This is a genomic window from Alkalicoccus daliensis, assembly GCF_900103955.1.
Lineage (GTDB): Bacteria > Bacillota > Bacilli > Bacillales > Salisediminibacteriaceae > Alkalicoccus > Alkalicoccus daliensis.
The window spans coordinates 81,103-106,710 of record NZ_FNIL01000002.1 but is presented as its reverse complement, the minus strand read 5'-3'; the positions used below and the strand labels follow the sequence as shown (position 1 = coordinate 106,710).

The 25,608-nt window shown below is 43.3% G+C and carries 24 protein-coding genes and 2 other annotated features; of the genes, 2 read left to right on the top strand and 22 right to left on the bottom strand.

The features are described 5' to 3' along the window. Positions 1-29: 29 nt before the first annotated feature. The 11 genes from BLP92_RS05115 to zapA form a co-directional block, all read right to left on the bottom strand. Positions 30-992, bottom strand: coding sequence for an electron transfer flavoprotein subunit alpha/FixB family protein (locus tag BLP92_RS05115; RefSeq protein WP_090841270.1), 963 nt, complete (start codon positions 990-992; stop codon positions 30-32). A 35-nt stretch (positions 993-1,027) separates the two neighbouring features. After that, positions 1,028-1,798 (bottom strand): electron transfer flavoprotein subunit beta/FixA family protein, encoded by a 771-nt coding sequence (locus BLP92_RS05110; protein WP_090841269.1) that lies wholly within the window; start codon positions 1,796-1,798, stop codon positions 1,028-1,030. A 158-nt stretch (positions 1,799-1,956) separates the two neighbouring features. Next, entirely contained in the window at positions 1,957-2,739 is a 783-nt protein-coding gene (locus BLP92_RS05105) for an enoyl-CoA hydratase (protein WP_090841267.1), read from the bottom strand. Continuing rightward, positions 2,736-3,344, bottom strand: a complete 609-nt coding sequence (locus BLP92_RS05100; RefSeq protein WP_090841265.1) for a TetR/AcrR family transcriptional regulator — start codon at positions 3,342-3,344, stop codon at positions 2,736-2,738. The genes BLP92_RS05105 and BLP92_RS05100 overlap by 4 nt, the downstream gene beginning before the upstream one ends. 140 nt (positions 3,345-3,484) lie before the next feature. Beyond that, a complete protein-coding gene (locus BLP92_RS05095) occupies positions 3,485-5,191 on the bottom strand; it encodes an AMP-binding protein (protein ID WP_090841263.1) in 1,707 nt (568 codons plus the stop codon). 392 nt (positions 5,192-5,583) lie between these two features. Beyond that, on the bottom strand, positions 5,584-7,269 hold the full coding sequence (locus BLP92_RS05090) for a long-chain-fatty-acid--CoA ligase (RefSeq protein ID WP_244516656.1): 1,686 nt from the start codon (positions 7,267-7,269) through the stop codon (positions 5,584-5,586). A 729-nt stretch (positions 7,270-7,998) separates the two neighbouring features. Beyond that, entirely contained in the window at positions 7,999-8,403 is a 405-nt protein-coding gene (locus tag BLP92_RS05080) for a DUF350 domain-containing protein (RefSeq protein WP_090841259.1), read from the bottom strand. A 12-nt stretch (positions 8,404-8,415) separates the two neighbouring features. Continuing rightward, the gene (locus tag BLP92_RS05075; protein ID WP_090841257.1) at positions 8,416-10,779 is read right to left on the bottom strand and encodes an endonuclease MutS2; all 2,364 of its coding nucleotides are present in this window, start codon (positions 10,777-10,779) and stop codon (positions 8,416-8,418) included. Between the two features lie 44 nt (positions 10,780-10,823). Further along, entirely contained in the window at positions 10,824-12,524 is a 1,701-nt protein-coding gene (gene polX / locus BLP92_RS05070; protein ID WP_090841256.1) for a DNA polymerase/3'-5' exonuclease PolX, read from the bottom strand. 402 nt (positions 12,525-12,926) lie between these two features. Further along, complete coding sequence (locus BLP92_RS05065; RefSeq protein ID WP_090841254.1) at positions 12,927-13,469, bottom strand: CvpA family protein; 543 nt, start codon at positions 13,467-13,469, stop codon at positions 12,927-12,929. A 5-nt stretch (positions 13,470-13,474) separates the two neighbouring features. Continuing rightward, on the bottom strand, positions 13,475-13,726 hold the full coding sequence (zapA, locus tag BLP92_RS05060; RefSeq protein ID WP_090841252.1) for a cell division protein ZapA: 252 nt from the start codon (positions 13,724-13,726) through the stop codon (positions 13,475-13,477). A 158-nt stretch (positions 13,727-13,884) separates the two neighbouring features. Here zapA and rnhC point away from each other — a divergent pair, with 158 nt between their 5' ends. Next, positions 13,885-14,823 carry a ribonuclease HIII gene (gene rnhC / locus BLP92_RS05055; protein WP_090841250.1) on the top strand — a complete coding sequence of 313 codons (939 nt, stop codon included), beginning with the start codon at positions 13,885-13,887 and terminating at the stop codon, positions 14,821-14,823. A gap of 77 nt (positions 14,824-14,900) precedes the next feature. On the opposite strand, the gene pheT is transcribed toward rnhC, so the two are convergent. The 6 genes from pheT to BLP92_RS05025 all read right to left on the bottom strand — a co-directional run bounded on the left by pheT (position 14,901) and on the right by BLP92_RS05025 (position 22,501). Further along, positions 14,901-17,315 carry a phenylalanine--tRNA ligase subunit beta gene (pheT, locus tag BLP92_RS05050; RefSeq protein WP_090841248.1) on the bottom strand — a complete coding sequence of 805 codons (2,415 nt, stop codon included), beginning with the start codon at positions 17,313-17,315 and terminating at the stop codon, positions 14,901-14,903. Between the two features lie 21 nt (positions 17,316-17,336). After that, positions 17,337-18,371, bottom strand: coding sequence for a phenylalanine--tRNA ligase subunit alpha (gene pheS, locus BLP92_RS05045; protein ID WP_090841246.1), 1,035 nt, complete (start codon positions 18,369-18,371; stop codon positions 17,337-17,339). A gap of 80 nt (positions 18,372-18,451) precedes the next feature. Continuing rightward, positions 18,452-18,672, bottom strand: a binding site (T-box leader). A 55-nt stretch (positions 18,673-18,727) separates the two neighbouring features. After that, entirely contained in the window at positions 18,728-19,483 is a 756-nt protein-coding gene (locus BLP92_RS05040; protein WP_090841245.1) for a TrmH family RNA methyltransferase, read from the bottom strand. Positions 19,484-19,512: 29 nt separating this feature from the next. Further along, positions 19,513-20,334, bottom strand: a complete 822-nt coding sequence (locus tag BLP92_RS05035) for a YitT family protein (RefSeq protein ID WP_090841243.1) — start codon at positions 20,332-20,334, stop codon at positions 19,513-19,515. A gap of 504 nt (positions 20,335-20,838) precedes the next feature. Beyond that, positions 20,839-21,918: a M42 family metallopeptidase gene (locus tag BLP92_RS05030; RefSeq protein WP_090841242.1), complete on the bottom strand. Its 1,080-nt coding sequence runs from the start codon at positions 21,916-21,918 to the stop codon at positions 20,839-20,841. Positions 21,919-22,000: 82 nt separating this feature from the next. Further along, entirely contained in the window at positions 22,001-22,501 is a 501-nt protein-coding gene (locus BLP92_RS05025; protein ID WP_175444180.1) for a dUTP diphosphatase, read from the bottom strand. A gap of 154 nt (positions 22,502-22,655) precedes the next feature. Between BLP92_RS05025 and BLP92_RS05020 the strand changes: the two genes are divergently transcribed. Continuing rightward, positions 22,656-23,060 (top strand): sigma-w pathway protein ysdB, encoded by a 405-nt coding sequence (locus tag BLP92_RS05020; RefSeq protein ID WP_090841238.1) that lies wholly within the window; start codon positions 22,656-22,658, stop codon positions 23,058-23,060. Positions 23,061-23,079: 19 nt separating this feature from the next. Here the strand turns inward: BLP92_RS05020 and BLP92_RS05015 are convergent, their stop codons facing one another. The 5 genes from BLP92_RS05015 to infC all read right to left on the bottom strand — a co-directional run bounded on the left by BLP92_RS05015 (position 23,080) and on the right by infC (position 25,362). Next, positions 23,080-23,652: a TVP38/TMEM64 family protein gene (locus BLP92_RS05015; RefSeq protein ID WP_090841236.1), complete on the bottom strand. Its 573-nt coding sequence runs from the start codon at positions 23,650-23,652 to the stop codon at positions 23,080-23,082. Between the two features lie 46 nt (positions 23,653-23,698). Next, positions 23,699-23,977, bottom strand: coding sequence for a DUF1294 domain-containing protein (locus BLP92_RS05010; protein ID WP_090841235.1), 279 nt, complete (start codon positions 23,975-23,977; stop codon positions 23,699-23,701). Positions 23,978-24,127: 150 nt separating this feature from the next. Continuing rightward, positions 24,128-24,484: a 50S ribosomal protein L20 gene (gene rplT, locus BLP92_RS05005; RefSeq protein ID WP_090841233.1), complete on the bottom strand. Its 357-nt coding sequence runs from the start codon at positions 24,482-24,484 to the stop codon at positions 24,128-24,130. 46 nt (positions 24,485-24,530) lie between these two features. Next, on the bottom strand, positions 24,531-24,722 hold the full coding sequence (gene rpmI, locus BLP92_RS05000) for a 50S ribosomal protein L35 (RefSeq protein WP_090841231.1): 192 nt from the start codon (positions 24,720-24,722) through the stop codon (positions 24,531-24,533). A gap of 82 nt (positions 24,723-24,804) precedes the next feature. After that, positions 24,805-25,362, bottom strand: a complete 558-nt coding sequence (gene infC, locus BLP92_RS04995; protein WP_425284416.1) for a translation initiation factor IF-3 — start codon at positions 25,360-25,362, stop codon at positions 24,805-24,807. Between the two features lie 27 nt (positions 25,363-25,389). Then, positions 25,390-25,507 (bottom strand) — a sequence feature (ribosomal protein L20 leader region). Positions 25,508-25,608 lie beyond the last annotated feature (101 nt).

The following is a 25,608-nucleotide window of genomic DNA, read 5'->3' as shown; positions in this document are numbered from 1 at the left end:
CCCGCCGTGTTTATATTGAACCCCCTGTGTTATGAAACAACTGCTTTTCTAAACTCTTCCGTCAGTTTCGGCACGATATCAAACAAGTCGCCAACAATTCCGTAATCAGCAATCTGGAAGATTTCTGCTTCCGGATCTTTATTGATTGCCACGATCACTTTGGAATTAGACATCCCTGCTACGTGCTGGATTGCTCCGCTGAGTCCGACTGCAATATAAAGGTCCGGTGTTACTACTTTCCCCGTCTGTCCGATCTGAAGGGCGTAGTCACAGTATTCTGCGTCACAGGCGCCGCGGGATGCTCCTACTGCAGCTCCCAGTACCTCAGCGAGCTCATCGAGAATCTTGAAATTCTCCATACTCTTCAAACCTCTTCCTCCGGAAACAATAATGGAAGCTTCCGATAGATCAACACCCGAAGTTGTATTCTTTACTACATCCTTAATGATCATCTGCAGATCTTTTACTTCTACGTCCAGCGCCTCGACGTTTCCATTTCTGCCCTCATCTTTTTCCAATGCAGGAATATTGTTTGGACGAATCGTTATGAACTGCAGTCCTTCTTCAATTTCCACTTTTTCGAAAGCCTTACCAGAATAGATCGGACGGATAAACTGTGAGCTTCCCTCAATCGCTGTAACATCAGACACAAGACCGGAGCCGAGTTTGCTTGCAAGCTTAGGCGCGATGTCACGTCCAATATAGGTGTGGCCCATTACGATGCCTTCCGGAGATTCTTTTTCAATAACTTCCATTAACACTTGAGAATAGGCCTCCGGCGTATATTCTTTTAATTTATCAGACTCCACAGTAATAACTCTGTCTGCACCGTACTTTACCATTTCTTCAGCAATAGAAGCTACAGACTCTCCAATTACTACTCCTACAACCTCCGCACTTTCATCCAGCTGCTTTGCTGCTGCAATTGCTTCAAAGGAAACGTTACGAAATCCTCCATCACTTACTTCTCCGATAACTAATTGCTTCGACATATAAAGTCACCCTTTCATCTATTAGTAATGTGCGATTAAATTACTTTTGCTTCGTTTTTAAGAAGAGATACGAGTTCAGCAACCTGCTCGTCCAATTCGCCTTCCAGCTTTCTCCCTGCCTGTTTCTCTGGCGGCAGATAGCGGTCCACTGTTTTTGTTTTTGGCTCCACGTCTTCCTCATCGAGATCAAGGTCATCCAGGTCCAAAGTTTCCAGCGGCTTTTTCTTCGCCTTCATAATTCCTGGTAAAGAAGGATAGCGCGGCTCATTTAACCCCTGCTGTGCAGTTATTAGAACTGGAAGCGGTACTTCAATCATGATTTGATCGCCTTCCGCATCTTTTTCAATTTTTGCAGTTCCATCTTCGATTTTCAGGTCTGTTACAGAAGTTACATAATTGATGCCAAGCTGATCAGCCAACCGTGGACCAATTTGTCCTGATCCACCGTCCACTGCGATATTTCCTCCAAGAATGATATCTACTTCCTGCTCCTTGAAGTAAGCTTTCAGCAGTTCCTGGACCGTGAATGTATCTGCACCGTCAATTTCCTCATCTTCAATCAATACGCCTTTGTCCGCTCCCATCGCAAGTGCAGTTCTGATCTGCTTTTCAGTTTCTTCATCACCTACAGATACTACAGTTACCTCTCCGCCGTGTTCCTCTTTCAGCTGGATGGCTTCTTCAACAGCGTATTCATCATATGGGTTAATGATAAATTCCGCTCCATCTTCTACAACTTCTCCATTTTCAATTTGAATTTTCTCCTCTGTATCAAAAGTTCTTTTCATGATTACAAAAATATTCATAATATTACCCTCCTAATAGTTATTCATTTTATTTAAGCGTTTACAAATAACATCTGGAAAAACTCGTTTCATATTGAAATCGAGCTGATGTTTTAAGATAACGCTTCCAAAAGTAAATACGTTTATTTACTTGTTTATAATAAAGCTGCCTGAACAGCTTAATTATCTTTGAACTGTGGTTTTCTCTTTTCCAAAAATGCATTTATTCCTTCTTTCGCATCGCTGGATTCAAACACATCTCCAAATCTTACAGCTTCTTTCTCCTGTCCTCTTTCTATCGGATCAGTCTCTGCATGCTGGAGCAGTTCCACCACTGCCTGAATCGTTTTCGATCCTTTACGGCGGATAATACCCGCCAGCTTCATAGCTTCCTCTAAGTGAGTGCCTTCCGCTACTGCACGATTTACCAGCCCATGCTTTGCGGCCTCTTCAGCAGTGATAGGATCTGAAGATAGCAGCATTTCCATTGCTACTGCTTTTCCGACAAATTTAGGCAGCCGCTGGGTTCCGGCAAAACCCGGAATTAATCCCAGCGATAATTCCGGAAGACCCAGCTTTGTATTTTCGCAGGCAATTCTCATATGACAGGACATTGCAAGCTCCAGGCCTCCGCCTAGTACAGCTCCATGTAAAGCGGCGATTACTGGTTTCGGCGCAGTTTCAATCTGCCGGAAGATCCGCTGGCCGTCTCTCGCTAAGTCAGCGAACTCGCTTCCGTGTTTAATATCAGTAAATTCTTTAATATCAGCCCCGGCTGCAAAAAATCTGCCTTCTCCGTGCATTACAATTACTTTTACTTCATTATCTTCCATAAATCCTTCCACTGCTTCTCCAATTTCCACAATCATATTGCGGGATAACGCATTTGCAGGTGGTTTATCCAATGTAATTACTGCGATTCTGTCTTCGACTTTTGTAGAAATATGCTGCCAGCTGGTCATGTCGTTTCCTCCATTCTCTGGGGAGATTGCAAACCTTTAAGCAAAAATTTATGAAGAGAGTCAGCTAATGGGGTCAGATCATACCGATGTTCCTTCATTACCCAGTTCGTTACTACTTCATCAATCGCTCCGAATATAACCTGACGCATCATTCTCGTATCAATGTCAGTATCAAATTTTCCTTCTTCTTTTCCCTGCTCAATTATTGAATCGATCAAGCCAAGATAGTTCTTTAAAACTTCATTCACTTTAATCCTGATGGAAATATTGGACTGTCTCAATTCCAACTGGGTTACCAGTGCAAGATCGTGATCTTTTTCAAGCTGTGCCAAATGCATATTGATTAATATGAACAGCTTTTCTTCATGAGAAGTCGCATTTTTTATTTCTTCTTCAATAAACTCTACAAATATTCCCATTTTTTCTTCAAAAAGCGAGATTAATATATCTTCTTTATTTTTAAAGTAGAGATATATTGTTCCATCAGCCACACCGGCCTCTTTTGCAATTTTTGATACCTGCGAATGGTGATAGCCGTTTTCCGCAATTACTTTTACAGCGGCATCAATAATTTTATCGTATTTAGGTCCTCTTTTTTTCCCCATCTTTACCGACTCCCATTCAGCCTCAGTTGAAAATGAATGACCATTCATTCATATAATGATCATATCGAATTCCACCCCGTGTGTCAATTACCGGAGTGGAAAATAATCATCTTTTTTTATCATACGTTATTATCTGCAGTTTAGCCAGATTTTTGGCGTTCCTTTTCTTTTTCCTTTTCTTCTTCCTGGAGCGCCCGTCTGAGAACTTTCCCCACCATTGTTTTTGGCAGCTCTTCACGGAACTCATACTTTCTCGGAATTTTGTAGGAAGCCAGCTGTGAACGGCAGTATTGATCTAATTCTTTCTCAGTTACTTTCTGCCCTTCTTTTACGACAATATAGGCTTTTACGGTTTCTCCCCGGTAAGGGTCGGGAATGCCCATTGCGACTGCTTCTTTTACAGCTTCATGCTCGTAGAGAACTTCTTCAATTTCCCGTGGATAAATATTAAATCCTCCGGCAATAATCATATCCTTTTTTCGATCCACAATGTAAAAATAGCCTTCTTCGTCCATATAGCCCATATCTCCTGTGTACAGCCAGCCATTCTGAAGCGCAGAAGCAGTTTCTTCCGGACGTTTCCAGTAGCCCTGCATCACCTGAGGGCCGCGTATTAATAACTCTCCCACTTCTCCCGGATCAGCTTCTTCTTCCGCTTCTGCATTCCATACGACTACATCTGTATCGGGCCATGGCAGGCCGATACTGCCCGGAGGTCTTTTCCCCCACATGAGATTAAAATGCGTTACCGGTGAAGCTTCTGTTAACCCAAAGCCTTCAGAAAGCTTTCCACCCGTCAATTGTTCAAATCGCTGCTGCACTTCTAATGGCAGGGGCGCAGAACCGCTGATACATACTTTAATGGAAGACAGATCATATTTATTCACATTCTCATCATGGATCAGGCCAACATACATCGTTGGAGCACCAGGAAAAATTGTTACCTTCTGAGATTGAATGGCTTTTAAAGTCTGCGTGGTATCGAATTTCGGCAGAATAACCATTTTCGACCGTTCCATTACTGAATAATTCATACCGACTGTCATGCCGTAAACGTGAAAGAATGGCAGTGCACAGAGAATTACTTCTTCTCCCTGTTTCATGTTATACATCCATTGGCTGCACTGGGTGGTATTGGCCACCAGATTCAGATGCGTCAGCATCACGCCTTTTGCGGCCCCGGTCGTGCCGCCAGTGTATTGCAGCAATGCTAAATCTTTATCCGGTGCTACCTCCACCGGGGTTGGCATTTTGGGAGCATTACGCAGAAACGACTGAAAATTATGTGTCGTATTGCCATAAGAAATATCCGGATCGATGCCAGTATTTTTCTTCTGGATAAAAGGATAAATAAGTCCTTTTACGAAAGGAAGATAGTCTTTAATTTTTGTCACCACTACATGTTCAAGCTTCGATTTTTTCTGCACTGCCTGTACTTTTGGATACACAAGGTCCAGGCAGATCATTACTTTTGCTTCAGAATCTATCAGCTGGTGCTCCAGCTCCCGCTCTACATACAGCGGATTCGTCTGTACAACCACTCCTCCCGCAAGCAGTGTGCCATAATAGCTGATTACTGACTGCGGCGTATTCGCAAGCATGATCGCAACCCGGTCACCCTTATGTACTCCCAGTTTCTGCAGACCTGCAGCGAATGCGCAGGCAGCTTTATAAACTTCCCCAAATGTCATAGTTTTCCCCATAAAATGAAGCAATTCTTTATTAGGTTCTTCCTCCGCCCCTTCTTTCAAATATTCGGGCAGTGTTTTCTTTTCATATTGTATTGATTCGGGAATTTCTTCCGGATACTGTTTTAACCATGGTCTTGCAGATGATATTGATGGCATGTGTATTCCTCCTGAAATTCCTTACCAATAGTTGAAAGAACTCTCTCTTTTTTATATGGTCTTCTCCATAATATGCAATTGAAATACAACGAAGAACTTTCCTTTCTCACAAAGCCTTTGTATCCATGGGGAAGCTTTCCCGGCGGATCGATCTCTGCTCATTCCGCTCCCCCGGCTCGTCGGGAGGAACAAATCTTTGATTCGGCCTTACCCGCCTTGGAGCCGCTCCATTTCCACGTCGGCTGCAGAAAAAGTATTTTTTAAATTAACTGGACCTTTACTTCGTTACTATTCTTTCTATACCTGTCAACTGCACATTGTGATGGAAGTGCCTCTTTTGTTACTAAAGGAAGCACTGCCCTCCCCTGTAAACAGGCAGTGCTTCCGGCAATTTATTTTCTTTTCTCTTTTTCTTCTTCTACCAGAACCCGCCGCAGTATTTTACCGACCATTGTTTTCGGCAGCTCCTCACGGAATTCGTAGTATTTTGGCACCTTGAAGGAAGCAAGTTCATTCCTGCAGTGCTCATCCAGCTGATCCTCAGTTGCCGATGCTCCTTCTTTCAGCACAACAAATGCTTTTACCGTCTCCCCACGGTAAGGATCAGGCACTCCGATTACACAGACTTCCTGAACAGCTTCATGCTCATATAATACTTCTTCCACTTCCCGCGGATAAATATTAAATCCGCCTGCAATTATCATGTCTTTTTTTCTGTCAACGATATAAAAGAAACCTTCTTCATCCATATAACCCATGTCCCCCGATAAAAACCACTCTCCGCGGAAGCTTGCCTGTGTTGCTTCGGGCTGCTTCCAGTAGCCTTTCATTACCTGAGGGCCCTTAATCATAATTTCTCCAACTTCGTTTGGTGCTGCATCTTCCCCGGTTTCAGCAGAAAGTATTTTCACATCTGTATCCGGCCAGGGCATTCCAACCGATCCCGGCTTTCGTTTTCCCCAGAGCAGATTTGCAATAGCAACTGGGGAAGTTTCTGTTAAACCGTAGCCTTCTACCAGCCGCCCATGTGTAGTATCCTCAAATCCCGTCTGGACTTCCAGAGGCAGCGGTGCAGAACCGCTGATACAAGCTTTAATCGAAGATAGATCATGCTTTTTAATATCAGGATGATTCAGCAGCCCGATGTACATAGTAGGCGCTCCAGGATAAAGAGTCGCTTTATGTTTTTCAATTGCCTTCAGTATTCCCTTCGGATCGAATTTTGGCATAATAATCATTTTAAACGCCATCCGGACCGCGAGATTCATCACCGTGGTCATGCCGTACACATGGAAAAATGGAAGTGCTGCCATTACAACTTCTTTTCCAGGTTCCAGTTTATACATCCATTCTTCACACTGCTGCGTGTTGACCACAAGATTATAATGCGTTAACATTACTCCTTTTGCCGGCCCTGTGGTCCCCCCTGTGTACTGGAGGAGCGCAAGGTCGTTCACCGGGTCAATATCAAGCTCGATTTCTTTAGCTGCTCCGCTTTCGATCACTTTGCTGAAAGATAAAAGAGTATCTGAATAAGTCAGGTCTACTTTAATCCCTGTATTCTTCTTTTGAATGAATGGATAAATTTTATTTTTTGGAAAAGGCAGATAGTCTTTAATTCCTGTAACAATAATATGCGTCAGTGAAGTTTTCTCTCTTACTTTCGCTACACGCGGATACACGAGATCCAGACAAATCATGATCTTGGCACCGGAATCATTCATTTGATGCTCAATTTCCCTCTCTACATATAGAGGATTTGTCTGCACTACCACTGCTCCTGCGAGAAGTGCTCCGTAATAACTGATTACTGCCTGCGGTGTATTTGCAAGCATAACAGCAACCCTGTCTCCCTGTGTGATACCGTATTTTCTCAGCTGATTCGCCAGCTTCAAAGCTTCCTCATAAACAGCGCTGTATGTCATTTCTTTCCCCATGAAATGAAATGCACCTTTATCAGGAAACTGTTCTGCGGCACGTTTAAGATAACTTTGGAGTGTCTGTTTATCGTAATCAATCGTTTCCGGTATTTCTTGTGGATAAGATTCCAGCCACGGCTTTTGCATCAGTGTTGTCATGACAATACCCTCCCTGTTTTTCCTATCACTCCCTCTGACAGCTCTAGATGCCTCGAGACTATTCTCTGAGAATGCAGTAAAGTTTCTTATTCGTCACAAAATAGTCAAACATTCCCTCTTATAGTCATTGTAATGAAAACGCATTCAAAAAGAAATAGGAATCTTTCATTTTCTTGAAATTTCTGAATGAATGTTCATTCTTTAATATGAATTATTCTTATATTTTTAAAATTGTATTGCTGAAATGATAATAACTTTGCTAGAAACTGATTCTTCTATTTATCGTTCCTCTCTTCTTCGGAAATAACTTTTCTCCATAGCGCCCGGCGGTGACAGCGGGATCCAAGCATGAGGGAAGCCAGCCAGGGTTTTGCATCCATCTCGTATGCTTTTTCCGAGATGGATGTGGCTGCGCGGACCCATGCTCTTCTTATTTTGTTCTATCCGGCAGGCATTGCAAATAGCTGAAGGCCAGCCCACGGCAAGCTTCCGCCGGAAAGCGGAGGAGAACCCATACACAGCAAATCATAAATATAAAAAATTTCTTGCTTTACAAACACGTAGAAAGGCATAAAGCCGGAAGCTTTATGCCTTTCTGCGTTGTACCAGTATTTATGCTTCCGATTTAAATAAACCATACCCAGTAAATTATTCCACCGATGAGGAATCCGGCGCAGAGAACCATGAGTATCTTAGCAAGCCTTTCCATATACTAATCCCCCAATTAACTTAAATACTCGCTCCTATCACATAGGAGAGTGACACGGACAGAATAAAAGAGAGGAGCCCTACCGCTCTGTTATCTGCAGATAATTCTTTATCCACTTTAAAGCTGGGAGTCATAAACTCGAAAATAAAATATACAAAAAGCAGCAGTAAAAATCCAAATGCTCCCCAGCCGAGCATCTCAAGCACTGCATCATTAGCTTCTACAGAATATCGGAAAATGTTGGCTAATCCAAATACTTTTCCGGAAGTAGCTAATGCGACCGCAACATTTCCTTTTTGAAATTCTTCCCACGTATTATAAGAAGTAATCCATTCAAACACAGCAAGCGCCAATATTATTGAGACAACAACAATGCTGTAAATTCCTGCGGTATAGAGATACTCGTGTTCAAATATTGTTTTCATTCTGAGAACCCCTTACTTCAACTTAGCGATAGTGACTCCTGAGCCGCCTTCTCCCTGTGACCCCATTCTCATTTCTGCCACGTTCGGGTGGCTTCTCAACAGCTCTTCCACTCCTTTACGAAGCGCTCCTGTACCTTTCCCGTGAATGATCGAAACTTGATGATAACCCGCAAGTGTCGCTTCATCAATATATTTTTCTACGTCCATCATTGCACTTTCATAACGCTCCCCACGCAAATCGAGCTCCGTTTTTACTGCTGCGTTTCTTCCCTGTACCATTGCCATCGGGCGCGTCTCTACAGGTTTCGGCCTGCTGAGATAAACAAGGTCGTTTTTATTTACTTTCATTTTCATCATGCCAAGCTGCACCGTATATTCTTTTTCATTTACCTTTTCTACAATCGTTCCTTTTTGTTGAATGCTTTCGACTTTTACTTCATCTCCGGCAATTAATGTGTGCACTGTCGGCTTTTCTTTTTTCGGCTTAGGCTTTTTACGTTTGGAAGCAAAGTCAGGTTCCGCTTCTTCCAGCTGTTTTTTTGCATCAATCAGTTGATGCTCCTTTATTGCCGGATTATTCTTCTGCATATTTCTTAAATTACTGATAATTTCTTCAGCCTCTTTTTTCGCTTTCGACACATACCCGGCGGCCTGATCTTCTGCAGATTGCAGCAGCCGGTCCTTTTCTTCTTCCCACTGCAGCAGTTTATTTTCCAGTTCCCGATGCAGCCGGGCAGCTTCTTCTCTTAATTCTGCAGCATGTTCCAGTTCCTGTTCTGCTTCTTTTCTGCTGTCTTCCAAAGAAGAGATCATATTTTCCACTTTATTTGTTTCGGTCGAAATCTGTCCTTTTGCTGCTTCTATAATTTTTTCGCTCAGTCCAAGCCGGCTGCTGATTGCAAATGCATTACTTCTTCCGGGTACTCCAATAAGCAGGCGGTAAGTAGGACGAAGAGTTTCCACGTTAAATTCCACACTTGCATTGACTACGCCCTCCCGGTTGTAGGCATACCCTTTTAATTCGCTATAGTGTGTTGTAGCAATTACTTTTGCACCTACATTATAAACGTGGTCCAGAATGGAAATTGCAAGGGCCGCCCCTTCTGTAGGATCTGTGCCGGCCCCGAGTTCATCAAACAGCACCAGGGACTGAAAATCGACCTTCTCCATAATCTGAACGATATTCGTCATATGAGAGGAGAACGTACTCAAACTCTGCTCAATAGACTGCTCATCTCCGATATCAGCAAAAATCTGCTGAAAAACGGCTGCAGTAGAACCTTCCTTACAAGGAATATGCAGTCCTGACTGCACCATCAGCGTCAGCAGTCCCACCGTTTTTAAGGTAACTGTCTTACCACCCGTGTTGGGTCCGGTAATGACTAAAGAGGAAAAATCTCCGCCAAGCTCAATGTCTATAGGCACTATTTCTTCGTCAGGAATAAGAGGGTGCCGCGCCCCTTTCATTTCTAAAAATCCGGTCTCGTTTAATTTAGGTGCTGTCGCATTAATTGAATGTGCATACAAGGCTTTCGCAAACATAAAATCTACTTCGGTCATCGTCTGTACAATGAAATTCAGTTCACTTGTATATTCCATTACGCTGCCGGAAAGCACCTGCAGAATCCGTTCAATTTCATATTTTTCCTTCGTTCTTGCTTCTCTCAGCTGGTTATTTGTCTGTACAACACTTTCCGGTTCCACAAACAGCGTAGCGCCGGAAGCAGACTGGTCATGAACAATACCGCCGAAATGTCCGCGGTATTCTGCTTTTACCGGGATGACATACCGGTCGTTACGGATGGTCACGATAGCGTCAGAAAGCATTTTCCTTCCCGAAGAAGAACGGGTAATATTGTCCAGGCGGGAGCGTACTGCAGACTCATGCGAGCGGATCTGCTGCCTGATCGACCTCAGCTCTGTACTCGCAGAGTCGAGCACTCCGCCGTTTTCATCAATTGCCGCATTGATCTCCTGCTGCAGTTCTTTAAGGTCAGCAATCTCTTCTGTAAGTGCTGGAAAGATGTTCAGTTCCACCCCATCCTCCACCATATTAGCGATAAAAGATTTAAACCTTCTGCTTGCGTAAATTGTGGAAGATACTTCGAGCAGTTCTCCGGCGTTCAGCTGCCCGCCAATTTCTGCTCGTTTGATGGAAGCTCTAATATCACGAAGTCCGCCTAACGGTATATTTCCCTTTAAACGGAGCACTTTTGCAGCTTCCCAGGTTCTTGCATGATTTTCTTTTACTTCTTCATAATCAAAAGAAGGCTGTAACTGCTTTACTTTTTGTTTTCCCAGCGACGAACTGGCGAAGGGAAGCAGCTGCTCCTTCATTTTGTCGTATTCTAGCACACGACTGACTCTTTCTAACATGAAAATCTTCCCTTCTCTCAAATAGTTACGATCCGTTTCGCATTTTATATCTTAAATAATTTTTCCAGCTTTTCCACGGACCAGGTATTAATGATATTTTCTTTCGGCAGCCCTGCCCGGCGTGCAGTTTTTACTCCTACAGCCATATCTTCCAGCATATCGTAATGGTGCGCATCCGTATTAATTGCGACTTTTACACCTGCATCTATCGTTTTCTTTAATACTTCTGCAGATAAATCAAGCCGGTGCGGGTTCGCGTTAAGCTCCAGGACAGTATTTGTTTCTGCCGCTATTTTTAACAGGCGTTCTATATTTACAGCATATCCTTCCCTTTTGCCAATCAGGCGTCCGGTAGGATGGGCAATCATATTTACATTAGGATTTCTGCAGGCATTTTCCAGCCTTGCCATGATCTCTTCTTCGCTCTGCTGAAAGGAAGAATGGATCGAAGCAATAACAAAATCCACTTTTTCCAATACCTCATCTTCATAATCGAGCGACCCATCCGGCAGAATATCCATTTCAATTCCTGTGAATACCCGGATCTCTTTTTTCTTCTGAAGTTCTTTAATTTCTTTATGCTGCCGCTCCAGGCGTTCTACTGTAAGGCCATTGGCAACTTTTAAATACTGGGAGTGGTCCGTAATTGCCATGAAATTATAACCTTTGGAAGCACACTGATCGATCATTTCTTCCAGTGACTGCGCCCCGTCACTCCAGGTCGTATGCATATGCAGATCTCCCTGAATATCTTCCAGAACCGCTAAGTTATCGTGATTTTCTTCCAGCTCGTACATTCCTTCCCGTACTTCCGGAGGAATAAAAGGAAGGTTAAAGTGGGCAAAAAATTCTTCTTCCGTTTCAAAGTGGAGTACTTCCCCGGTTTCTTCCTTCTCCACTCCATATTCACTGATCTTTTCTCCGCGTTCTTTTGCAAGCTGACGGAGCATAACGTTATGATCTTTTGAACCGGTAAAATGGTGAAGGGTCGTAGCAAATGATTCATCTTCTATTAAACGGAAATCTACAGGTACAATAATATCGTCATATCGGAGCTCCAAAGAAATTTTTGTATCTCCCTGGCCGATAATTTCTTCTATATTTTCAAACGCCAGCAGTGCTTCTTTCACCTTGGCAGGATCTTTCGTGGAGATAATAAAATCAAGATCCTTCACAGTTTCCCTTCCTCTGCGGAAGCTTCCTGCCAACTCCCACCGTTGCACCTTCTCTGTTTTATTCAGCTGCGCACTGATATCTTCCACAGCAGGCATCACGTCAAAAATAGGCAGGCGTTCTGGACGCGTTCCCATATCATTTACTGCAGCAAGAATTTTTTCTTCCGTTTTCTTGCCGAATCCTGCAAGCCCCTGCACATCATGAGCTTCACAGGCTTTTTTCAGTTCCTCTGCACTCGTGATTCCTAACTGCTGATACAGCTTTCCAATTTTCTTTCCACCGAGTCCAGGAAGCTTCAGAAGCGGAATCAACCCTTCCGGCACTGCTTCCTGCAGCTCATCCAGCAGTTCGGTAGTTCCCGTTGCTTTCAGGTCCTCAATAATACCTGCAGTACCTTTTCCAATACCGCTGATTTTCGTTAAGTCATCTATTTCTTCCAGACTTCTTTCATCCCGTTCCAATGCCTGCGCAGCTTTTCTGTAAGCTGAAACTCTAAAGGCATTCTCCCCCTGTATTTCCAGGTGCACCGCAATCAGTTCAAGTTTTTGTAAAACCTGTTTTTTATTCATAGCTTCCTCCTTCACATTTCCTGCATTTTTTAATAAGGCTACATTGAAAATAAAAGTTCCGCTAAAAAGAAGTAATACTGCGGCTCCTTTTTCTGCGCTTGCCGCAGAGAAATTCTTCAGCTGTCAAATCGCCTTGTCTTCATTTTGTTGATAGAAAAGCTTGTAATAAAAATAAATTGGATTTATATAAATGCATTCTCATTCTTATTCCCTTCCGCTGCGCCAGCAAAAATTATTTTTTCGATTTAGAGGCTTTTCACTAATTTAAAGCTTCATCTATTTAATGCCGGCGTCTCCCAGGCAGAAACCAAGACTCTCCTAACGAAGATTTCCACAGACGAAAAAAAGTCCTGTTTTCCTACGTGCACTGGGCACAGACAGTAAAACAGGCTTTAACTAGCTTTAATTCCTTGTTCCTTCAATCCAAAGATCCCGGATTTCTTCGGAAACGATCGGAGTATAATAATAAATCCACTGTGCTATTGATGAAGTCTGCAGTATTTCCTGCACAAGATCCACCTGGATCAAAGCAGCAAGATGAAGCAGAATGGATAAAATAATCAGCCCTTCGATAAAACCTAATACTGCGCCGAGCCAATTATTAAAAAAGTGCAGAATTGGAAGGTTCGCGATAAAATCAAACATTGACCCTATAATCTGTGCAATAATTTTTACCACGATAAAAATCAATACGAAAGCAATGCCGTTATAATAGACCATTTCTCTGCCAAACGCTTCATTTAGCAAAGACCATGATGATTCATCCGGCAGCTGCGGAAAAGGAATCCACAATTGTATAATATTCGCTAATTCTTCATAATAAAGCCAGGCAGCTATAAACGCCAATACGAGTCCGGCAATATGTACAGCCTGCAGCACGAAACCACGGCGGTATCCAACGAAAAAACTGATCACAAGCCAAATAAGCAAAAATAAACTCAACATAGTCGTTAATCCTCTTCTTTCTTTTCTTCCTCGATACGATGCATCAGTGCAACATATTCGTTACTAATATTTAACGCAGCCAGAACAGCAAGCTGTGTTGTAGTAAGATACGGATTTTTATTTTTTAATTCTTTTATCTTATCATCAACGAGCCCGGACGCTTCAAGAACGTGATCAGATGGTTCTTTTCCTACCACCGTATACGTCTGATTGCCGATTTTGACAACTGTACGAATTCTTCCGTCTTTCTGCTCCACCGCGTTCCCCCCTGACAATGCGTAGAAATTCTACTTTTTATCATAACATGACATGCGCAGGAATAAAATAAATTCACTATAAAAGCAGCAGATGGCATATTTTCGTTTTTCTGATACAATCTATCAGGGTACATAGAAATTTTGCAGGAGGGTTATAAATGAGCCAGCAGGTTATTAAAGCTTCACCAGCAGACATAAAAAAAATCAGTGATTTCTATAAAAAGGGGTCCGTCCGCAATCTCCCTCCGGGAGCCGTCTTCGCAGCAAAAACTGATGGCTGTCACATTACGGCATATAAATCCGGCAAAGTGCTTTTTCAAGGTCCTGCTAGCACACATGAAGCTGCTAAATGGAACACGGCTGCAGGGAAGAAGGCAGGGGCTGCTGTGAAAAAGCCGGGAGTTGACCAGCATCAGTATGCTCCACCGAAAGATATTCAAAATTCCCTTTTAATCGGAAGCGACGAAACAGGTACCGGAGATTATTTTGGCCCGATGACAGTAGTAGCTGCACATTTAAACGAAACACAGCTGAAAGAAACAGAATCACTGGGACTGCGTGACTCCAAAACAATTACAGATCCTGAAATCAAGCAAATTGCGCCGAAACTTTTAAAATTGTGTACCTACAGCTTAACTGTACTTAGAAATGAAAAGTACAATAAGTTACAGGCCGAGGGAATGAATCAGGGACAGATGAAAGCACTTCTTCACCACGAAGCGATTAAAAATGTAGTAACGAAGCTCAGGAATGAGAATGCCCCTTTCAGCGGTGTGCTGATTGATCAGTTTGTAAAGCCCGAAGGATATTTTAATTATCTCAGAAAAAGCGGTAAAAAGTGGCCTGGAGAAATACCAATTTATTTTGCCACAAAAGCAGAAGGGCTGCATCCTTCTGTTGCCGCCGGTTCTATTCTGGCACGTTATGCATTTCTGCAGGAAATGGACAAGCTTGCTGCTTCGCTCGGTGTACCTATTCCCAAAGGAGCAGGCGCCCATGTAGATAAAATCGCAAAAGAAATTTATCTTTCCCATGGGAAAGACGCCCTTTATAAATCTGTCAAATGGCACTTTTCCAATACACAGCGGGTGTTATAAAGATAAAGAGCTGACCTTATAAAGGCCAGCTCTCTTTTTCTGTCAAACTGCAATAATGAAAGTATCTATTTTATTTGCTAAGCACGCAGTACTGCGCCGGTTTCTTCTCTTAGTCCTTCCAGTACTTGTTCGTGGACTGCTGCTACGTCCTCATCAGTCAGTGTCTTTTCCCGGTCAAGGTAGCGCAGTGAAAATGCGACTGATTTTTTATCAGAGGCAACATGTTCCCCTTCATAAAGGTCAAACAAGCGGACATCTGCAAGAAGATTTCCACCGTTTTCGCGGATAACCCTTTCGAGCGTCCCTGCACTCACTGATTTATCAACTACCAGTGCTATATCCCGTTCAATTGCAGGATAACGGGGAATTGCCTGATAGCGCATCACATCCTCCTGCTTTCCAAGAAGCCCAGCTAAATTCAATTCAAATACGTACACTTCCGGAAGCGACCATTCTTTTGCAGTCACTGGATGAAGCTGTCCGATAATACCTGCAACTTCACCATTTACTAGAACGTTTGCCGTTCTGCCTGGATGCATTCCCTGCTGTTCTGCTTTTTCAAAAGCAACGTCTGCTTTAAGCTCAGCAAGCAATCCTTCCAAAATACCTTTTACGACAAAGAAATCTACCTGTTTCTTTTCTCCCTGCCAGGCATGTTCTTCCCACAGTCCCGTAAAAGCTCCGGCCAGATACGTTTTTTCCTCCGGCTGTTCCGTCACAATATCTGCATCCGTATGGAATACAGAGCCGATCTCATAAAGAGAAACATTATATAAATTCCGGTTTCTGTTATGACTGAGAGCATCAAGAAGGTGCGGAAGTAATGTTGTTCGCAGGCTGCTTCTTTCCTCGCTCATCGGCAGTGCTACATGCACGCGGGGAGCTGACAATGCTTCGAATGCTGCTTCTTTCTGCGGCGTAGTTAACGAATAGCTGACCGCTTCATGCAGACCGCAGGATTCAAGATAGCGTCTTACACTGCGCTTTTGTTTCTGCGCAGCAGTCAGGCCTCCTTTAGTTGATGGTGTATTAGGCAGTGTCACAGGAATATTGTCGTAACCGAACAGACGGGCTACTTCTTCCACGATGTCCGGTTCAATGCTTATATCCTGGCGTCTTGTAGGAACGTTAATGCTGAACGTTCCATTTTTAACAGTTGCATCAAACTTCAGCCGCTCCAGTATGTTCATCGTGTCTTCCTCTGAGAGCGATGTGCCCAGCGAATGATTAATGCGGTCTAACGTAATATCCAGTTCTTTTTCTTCTCTGTTTAATTCATCATATTCCACCGGCTGCGAAAGTACGCTTCCCCCGGCAAGCTGCTGAATCAGTGATGCAGCACGCTCCCCCGCTTTTACTACACGGTTCGGATCGACTCCCTTTTCAAAACGGATGCTGGAGTCGCTTCGGATACCAAGATCCCGCTGCGCCTGGCGAACAACTGCAGGATCGAAGTATGCAGCCTCCAGTAAAATATTTACACTGTCATCTTCTACCTCTGAAGTGGCGCCCCCCATCACTCCTGCCAGTGCAGTTGGTGCCTGGCCGTTCGTGATGACAAGATGGCTGCTTGACAGCGTCCGCTCTTCTCCGTCCAGGGTAGTCATGCTTTCCTCTTCCCGTGCGCGTCTTACAACAACTTCATTTGAGCCGAAACGATCAAAATCAAATGCGTGGAGCGGCTGTCCGTATTCAAGCAGCACATAATTCGTAATGTCCACTACGTTGTTTAACGGACGCACCCCCGCTGCCATTAAAGCAGTCTGCAGCCAAAGTGGCGATTCGCTGATATGAATATCACGGATCATTGTTGCTCCATAATAAGGATTTGCATCTTTCGCTTCTACTGTAACTTTCACATAATCTTCCGCTGCTTCCTTTGCCGGCACAATTTTAGGTTCCGGCACATGTACTTCGCGGTCCAGAATTGCCCCAGCTTCATATGCTACACCCAGCAAGCTTAAGCAGTCAGAACGATTCGGTGTTAAATCAAGTTCCAGTACTGTGTCGCGCAGTCCAAGCACTTCCACCGCGTCCATGCCTGGAATTACTTCTTCTGGAAAAGCATAAATACCCTCGCTGTATTTTTTCGGAACTACCTTTCCTTCAAAACCTAATTCCTGCAGCGAGCAGATCATTCCTTCAGACACCTGGCCGCGGAGTTTTGCCCGCTTTATTTTTACGCCTCCAGGCAGTCTGCCGCCCACTTTTGCTACAGGTACAAACTGTCCCTGGGCAACGTTTGCTGCTCCGCAGACAATCTGCACATTCTCTTCTTCGCCAATATTTACTTCACATATTTTCAGCTTATCTGCATCCGGGTGCGGCTCACATGAGATGACTTCTCCTACTACCAGGTTCGAAATTTCTGCATCAAGATGTGTGACAGCATCCACTTCTACACCATGCAGTGTAAGTTTGTCTGCCAGCTCTTCCGGCGAAACGTCCGATAGATCTATATATTCTTTCAGCCATTCATAAGAAATTAGCAAAACTGTTTCCTCCCTGTATGTTTATTCGTGTTTAAACTGGTCTAAAAATCTGGTGTCATTTGTGTAGAAGTGACGGATATCATCGATGCCGTATTTCAGCATAGCAAACCGCTCCACTCCCATTCCAAAAGCAAAACCTGAATATTTTTCCGGATCAAATCCACCCATTCGAAGCACGTTCGGGTGCACCATTCCGGAACCTAATACTTCTATCCAGCCGGTGCCTTTGCAGGTTCTGCATCCGCTTCCTCCGCAGATAGCGCAGGAGATATCCAGCTCAGCTGAAGGCTCTGTAAACGGGAAATAACTCGGGCGGAGACGAATCTCTCTGTCTTCTCCAAAATAGCTTTTTACAAATGCTTCAAAAATTCCTTTTAAATCACTCATGCGGATTCCCTCGTCCACAAGAAGCCCCTCAATCTGCATGAACTGATGAGAGTGCGTCGCATCATCTTCATCACGGCGGTATACCTTCCCGGGACAGATAATTTTAACTGGCCCTTTGCCCTGGTGCTTCTCCATGGTTCTTGTCTGCACAGGAGAAGTCTGGGTCCTCATCAATAGATCAGAGGAAACAAAGAAAGTGTCCTGCATATCTCTTGCCGGATGATGCTTTGGCAGGTTGAGAGATTCAAAATTATAATAATCCGTTTCTACTTCCGGGCCTTCTGCCACCTGGAACCCCATACCGATAAATACATCTTCAATCGTTTCCACTACAGACGTCAGCGGATGACGGCTTCCTTTTGTCACCGGCCTGCCTGGAAGCGTTACATCAATACTTTCTTCTTCCAGCTGTTTTAACACTTTTGCTTCTTCGAATGCTTTTTCTTTTTCTTCGATCATTCTCTGCAGGGATTGTCTCACTTCATTCGCTTTCGCTCCGACTAATGGGCGTTCTTCGTTTGAAAGTTTTCCCATCCCTTTCATTACTTCTGTGATTGGTCCTTTTTTACCTAAGTAAGCGATACGCACCTGCTGCAGCGAATTGAGATCTTCTGCTTCTGCTACTTTTATCATTGCTTCATCATGCAGTTCCTGTAATCGTTCTATCATCGCTTCTGCCTCCCCTATTCTGCAGCTTCTGCTGCAAATTATACTTTATGAACACGAAAAAAAGCCTTTCTTCCCTCTTATCAAGGGACGAAAGACTTCGCGGTACCACCCTTATTAATGGAGATCTTTCCTCCATTCGCTTCATTTGGTCAAGAAAGGATAACGGCCTTTTGCCGGGGTACCATTACAGCACCAACTCCAGAGTGAATTCAGCGGTTTTTTTGAACTGTGCTTTCAATCAATGGCACAGTCTCCCTGTCAAAAAAATAATTCGCCTACTTGTCTCTTTCAACGTCTTTCATTCGTATGTCGCTAATTATATAAGGTTTATCAAGTTATTTCAAATGAATTTTTTATTAATCTCCCCGGAGATGGTATATGAGAATCCCGGCTGCCACACTTACATTCAGGGATTCTGACTGCCCGTATATAGGAATGTATAAATTTTGATCTGCTTTGTGCAATAAATCGTGATGTACCCCGGCGCCTTCATTTCCTAATATCAGTGCAAAGGAATCCTGCGGAGCAATGGCTGAATACGTACTTCCGGACAGGCTGGTGCCAAACACCGGGATATTATTTTCTTTGCACAGGTCCACTGCTTCAGAAAGGTCCATACGCTGCACACTAATATGAAACAGCGCTCCCTGTGTAGCACGCACCACTTTGCCGTTGTAAGGGTCTGCACAGCCTTCTCCGAAGATAACTCCCTGTATTCCTGCAGCCTCTGCAGTACGGAGAATACTTCCTAAGTTGCCTGGATCCTGTATATTATCCAGCAGCACATATTTCCCCTGATCAAATACAATGTTTTTCAGCTCTGGCTGCTCGCACACCGCAATCATTCCCTGCGGCGTTTCGGTTTCTGAAAGTTCCTGCAGTACTCTTTCTGTCACGTAAACAATTTCTGTATTCTTCACTTTCCATTGTTCCGGTATATCTTTACCTTCCACCAGCACAATCACTTTTACATTCACAGGTGCTTTCAGTGCTTCTTCTACAAGATGCACCCCTTCCACGAGGAAGAGCCCGGACCGGTCCCGCTCTCTTTTCTTAAACAGTTTCCTCCAGGCTTTTATGCGAGCATTTTGAATCGATGAAATTGGCTCCATCTTCTTAACTCTCCTTCCTCCGTCCTGCTTTAATCGTCTTTTCGGAAGTTCCCCATCACCTGCATACTCTGACTGATACTTACGAAAGCATCCGGATCTTTATCAGCTAACACTGCTCGGATTACGGCGAGCTCATATCGTGTTATTACAGAAAACAAAACTTTTTTCTCTTCTCTGGAAAAAGCACCCTGTCCATCAATAATTGTAACTCCACGGACCAGGTTATCTAAAAATGCCTGACGCACTTCCTCACCTTTATTTGTAACTACCATTAAATTAAGTTTTACATGACGAGTATGAATTCTGTCAATTACTATTCCTGTAATATAAATAGATAACATCGTATACATCGCTAATTCCCATCCGAAGAAAAAACCTGAAATAACAACTACGATGGAATTTAATACAAAAATCAGACCGCCGAGCGGCATATCCCACTTCTTAATTAATATAAGACTGACAACATCAAATCCGCCTGTCGAACTGTAATTTCTAATAATCAGTCCGATACCGACCCCTGTAATCACACCACCGAATACGGAAGACAGCAGCGCATCCTCTGTCAGGCTGACAATAGGAATATAAAGCATGGAAACAGCAGTAACTGCAACTGAAATTATGCTGTTCATAATAAATTCTTTGCCGAGTTTCATCCACCCAAGAATAATGATCGGTATATTTAAAACAATAATCCAAATTCCTGAGTTCACTGGTGTTAAAAGACCAAAAATCATGGCAATACCGGTTACTCCGCCTGTTAAAACTTCATGTGGAAGTAAAAATACGTTAAAGGCAACTCCGAGTAAAATAGATGCTGCGACGATAATGGATAGTTTACCAAAATAGTTCATGGGGGCACCTCGTTTCTTCTGTTAGTAGACAACTCTTGCATTATAGGCAAGTAGGAAGAGTTCGTCAATACTTAAAGGTTTTCGCATTTTTAGATTTTGCGCACCTGACATAAATTTCTACCCGGAAGCCCCGCGGGAAGAAACAATATCTTCTGCAGGCCATCGAGCAGTCTCCGCCACTCCTTCTGCTGAGTTGTTTCATTATTTCCGCACACATAAAAATGCCCTCTGACAAAATTCATCAAAGGGCATTGGAAATTAAACTACACAAAAATTTTTCGCGATCATCATGGAAAACAAATTATTTTTGAAGTGTGGTCAGTTACATTACGAACAATCGAATGAAGCAGGAGTTCGACGGAGCCTGAAAATCAATCTCTCCGGCAGAATTAGTCGAATCCTCCACGCAAAAATTACGTCTGCAGAAACATTATTTCTGAGATGCAGCAGTGCTGCAAGCGAGACATATAAAATTTATTCCAATTGTTTTCTGGGGTAAACTGCTCAATCAAAAGTAATTTTATTCACTGTGTCCCGGTCCATCTTTTTAATTACTTCTACAATCAGTTTTACCGCATTTTCAAAATCATCACGGTGTAAAATTCCTGCATGTGTATGAATGTACCTTGTAGCGATCGTGATGGAAAGTGCAGGTACACCATTGGCAGTTAAGTGAATTGCTCCTGAATCAGTTCCTCCGCCTGGTACAGAGTCGAACTGGTACGGAATATTTTTTTCATCCGCTGTATCAGTAACAAAATCACGCAGTCCTTTATGAGATACCATGGAAGCATCATAAACGATGATCTGTGGCCCTTCTCCCATTTTTGCCAAAGCGTCTTTATCAGATACTCCCGGCGTGTCGCCTGCAATACCAACGTCTACTCCAAAGCCGATATCCGGCTTGATTTGATGGGCAGAAGTTCTTGCCCCCCGCAGTCCAACTTCTTCCTGTACCGTACCTACCCCATACACTGTGTTTGGGTGATCTTCATCCTTCAGTCTGCGCAGGACTTCAATTGCGATGGCGCAGCCGATGCGATTATCCCATGCTTTAGCCATCAGCAGCTTTTCATTTTTCATTACGGTAAATTCACAGACCGGTACAATGGAATCTCCGGGACGCACACCGAACTCTTTCGCTTCTTCTTTGCTTGCGGCCCCGATATCGATAAACATTTCCTTTTTATCCACTGATTTTTTCCGTGCTTCCGGCGCAAGAATATGTGGCGGCTTGGAGCCGATAACGCCGGGAATATTTCCATTTTTCGTCATGATTGTTACGCGCTGTGCAAGCATTACCTGCTCCCACCAGCCGCCGACAGCCTGAAATTTAATAAACCCCTGATCGTCAATATTTGTCACCATAAATCCAATTTCATCTAAATGTCCGGCTACCATTATCTTTGGTCCATCGTTTACAGAACCATGTTTTTTAGCAATCAGGCTTCCCAGCTGATCTGTTTCTACTTCATCAGCAAAAGGCTCAATATAGCGTTTCATTACTTCCCTCGGCTCTCTTTCATTTCCGGGGATACCGTTTGCATCAGTTAAATCTTTCAGCATATTCAGCATTTCATTCATCTTATTACCTCCTGCATCTTTTATATGTACTCTTTTAGTATAACGGTTTTAATTTTCAGAAACAATTCCTTCGGGATTCGAATTAATAGCCGTTTTCCTGGCGCGAATAATTTTCTTTGTTTTTCTCCTGATAAGCAGCAGTGACTTCTTCCCATGAATATCCAAGAAGGCCGGCAAGTTCAATGTAGGCGCTGAAAAGAGAGCCGAATACTGCCGGAGAAGGTTCTATTCTAAGTAAGGAAACCGTACCAAAAATCTCCAGAAACGCGCTGGTAATTTCTTTTTTAGAAGCTTCCTGGACCTCCGTATCCACCGAATCTGACTGCGGCTGCACTTCAAGCGTATTTCCAATGGAAGCAAGAAAATGCAGGCCGTCTACATACTCTTCCAGTATGATTTCTTTCTCTGAAGGGGCTTTGCTGCTCCAGAACTTAAAGCTGCGCACTTCATTTGCAAGTTCTCCTGCTTCTACCATAAAGGCGAGCAGCTTTTCTTCAAACACCTCATTGTTCTCGATTCCCCGCTTATTTTCAATATATGTATCCAGCTGCTGCTGTTTTTCAAATAATTCCTGTAACTGCATAATCCACATCTCCTTAAATTTATTTCTCTGTTTCTGAAACTTTCTACAGACTCCATCGTAACATATAAGAGCGATTTCTTTACGCGTGAAATCTTTAAGGTGTACGATTATATCCAGAGGTTATATAGCAGGAGCCAGAGAAGGGGAGATGACTATGTTTACGGTGTTAATATTCCGCCTGTTCCTATTGATTGCTGTCGGCATTATATTGTACAGCGTGATGCGGTATCTGACTGATCCGCGCCGGAAATTAGAACGTGCCCACCGTAATGAAGACTTTTATGTTCTTGATGATTCCGACAATGTGCGTAAAAATATTTTTCTTACTGTTCGCGGCGCCATGTTTGAAGGAGAAAAATTTCTTGGAACAACAGAGCAGTCTGTTGAAGTCACTTCTATTACTATGCAGACAGAAGATTTAGACAAACTCCGCGGTATGACAAGCCAGGATTTTCATTCGATAGAAAAGGAATTAACAGTTCGCTATCCAAAAGCGGAAATAGAGTGGCGGCAGCCCATTGCTGACATTCTCCGCAAACTTGAAAAAGAGCATAAGTAATTAATAAGAGTCTCTCCTTTTATGAGGAAAGACTCTTTTTTGGTATTCTTTTTTCCGGGCGTTCTGCGCGTTTTCCGAGATAAAAGAAAATGACTGCAAGCAGTCCTACCAGAAGAACTGTCATCCCCCAGGTAAGTTCCAGCAGCAGATGTCCGAATCCAGTAAATAAAACTGCCGGAATTACAATTCCTAAAATGGAAAAAATCATGTATTCACGGAAATTTCTCGTCATTTCCATTAAATACAGAGACAGGAGATGAAAATGCACAAACGGAAGCATTCGTAAGACCATTACCTGCCCAATTGTTATCTCCCTGTCCTGAAACACTTTCTTTTTTAAGCGTGCAATCCGGTCCCTGAATCTCGGAAAATGGTTCACGATCAGATAAAATACGGCGCTCATCAGGCTCAGTCCTGCAATAGAATAAATGCTTCCCTGCACCAGCCCAAAGAAATAGCCTCCTGCCATGCATACGAGCACTACAGGCAGGAAAAGAAGCGGGCGCAGCAGATGAAGCAGGATAAAAATAACGGGAGCCAGCCACCCTGTCTGATCTATAAGATTAAAAATAGTTTCCTGTATATCTTCCATACGCCCCTCCTTCTCCCTCAAATATTTATATACTTTGGATAAATGTTTATACTGCTAATAAACCAAGCTGCCATAAAATAATCAAAACGGCTGCTGCCTGCATACATATAAATAAGGGAAGCATAATTACGAATTTCTTTACTCTTGTTTTGTGCCTTACTGCTTTTGAAGCAAACCACATAGCGGGAGCAGCTCCGAAAGCTGCCCATGTGAGCAGTGATTTTTCGGATACTCTTCTTCCACCTTTAACCGCACGCCTTTTATCAAATACAAAAAGAATTCCGCCATAAATATTCAGCGCAGCCCATAATATTATCCACCCCATGAGCGCTGTCTCCTCTGCAAATTAATCTTTTCGTATGCCACCTATGTATTAATTCACTCTTTAAAAACGCAGGCTGCCATAAAAAAGTGAAATTTTAAAAGGGGCTTCCTTCAGTAAATTACTTTACTGAAAGCAGCCCCCTCTGTGTTATTACTTTAAGTTTTCTTTTGCTTTTGAAGCAAGATCTGCAAATGCTTTTTCGTCATTTACTGCAAGATCTGCAAGCATCTTACGGTTCATATCAATTCCTGCCGTCTTTAAACCGTGCATTAGACGGTTGTAAGAAAGACCATTAATACGAGCTGCCGCGTTAATACGTGTGATCCAAAGCTTACGGAAATCACGCTTTTTCTGACGGCGGTCACGGTATGCGTACAGGTGGGACTTCATTACCTGATCCTGTGCTGTACGGAATAAACGGTGTTTGGAACCCACGTAACCTTTTGCTAATTTTAATACTCTTTTACGACGACGACGGGAAACATATCCGCCTTTAACTCGAGCCATCGTAATCCCTCCTCTTATTGTTTAATTTATTTTTACCCGAACGGTTTTACTGAACCATGTCGTTGATGCGCTTCTGATCACCTTTGGATACAAGTCCTGCTTTACGAAGCTTACGCTTCTGCTTCTGCGATTTGTTTGCTGCAAGGTGGCTTGTGTAGCCGTGGCCACGCTTAAGCTTGCCTGTACCAGTTCTCTTAAAACGTTTTGATGCACCGCTGTGCGTCTTCATCTTTGGCATGTTGAACATCCTTCCTATACAAGGTTATTGTTGTCGTTGTCTGGTGAAATAAAATCAGGCCGCGGGCTGAATCACGGTCGTCTTATTTTTCGTTTTCTGCGTTAGGCGCAAGTATCAGGAACATACTGCGGCCTTCCATTTTCGGTTTTGATTCGATGACCGCTACATCTTCACACTCTTTTGCAAGGCGCATAAGCACGTCGCGTCCGAGTTCGGAGTGAGTAATCGCACGTCCGCGGAAACGGATCGCAGCTTTTACTTTATCTCCTTTTGTAAGAAACTTGCGTGCATTTCGAAGCTTTGTATTAAAGTCATGCTCTTCGATGTTCGGGCTGAGACGAACTTCTTTGAGATGAATAATCTTCTGCTTTTTACGCTGTTCCTTTTCTTTCTTTTGTTGTTCAAAACGATGCTTTCCGTAGTCCATGATACGGCATACGGGCGGCTTCGCGTTTGGTGCAACCATGACGAGGTCCAGGTCAGCAGTGCGGGCCATTTCCAATGCTTCCTGCTTCGACTTTACGCCGATTTGATCTCCATTGGCACCAATCAAACGGACTTCTCGAGCACGAATGTTTTCGTTAACGAACGTATCCTTACTAATATTGAGCCACCTCCATGATTTTGCGGAGCAAAGCAAGATGTTCTGCTGCTGTTTATTTTAAACAGCATAAAAAAAGCGCGGGAGAAAAATCGCCCACACTTCATCACATCGATGTATTAATTCAGTAACCTGAACGTATGCTGACGATACAGGTGAGAAGCGGGCGCTTCTTCTTGCTTTGGTTTCCGTATAATGTTCACCAAATTAGTATATCAACTCTAAGATGGCATGTCAACTTCAGATTTTGAAAGAGTAATTTTTATGTATAAGTATACGGTTCTA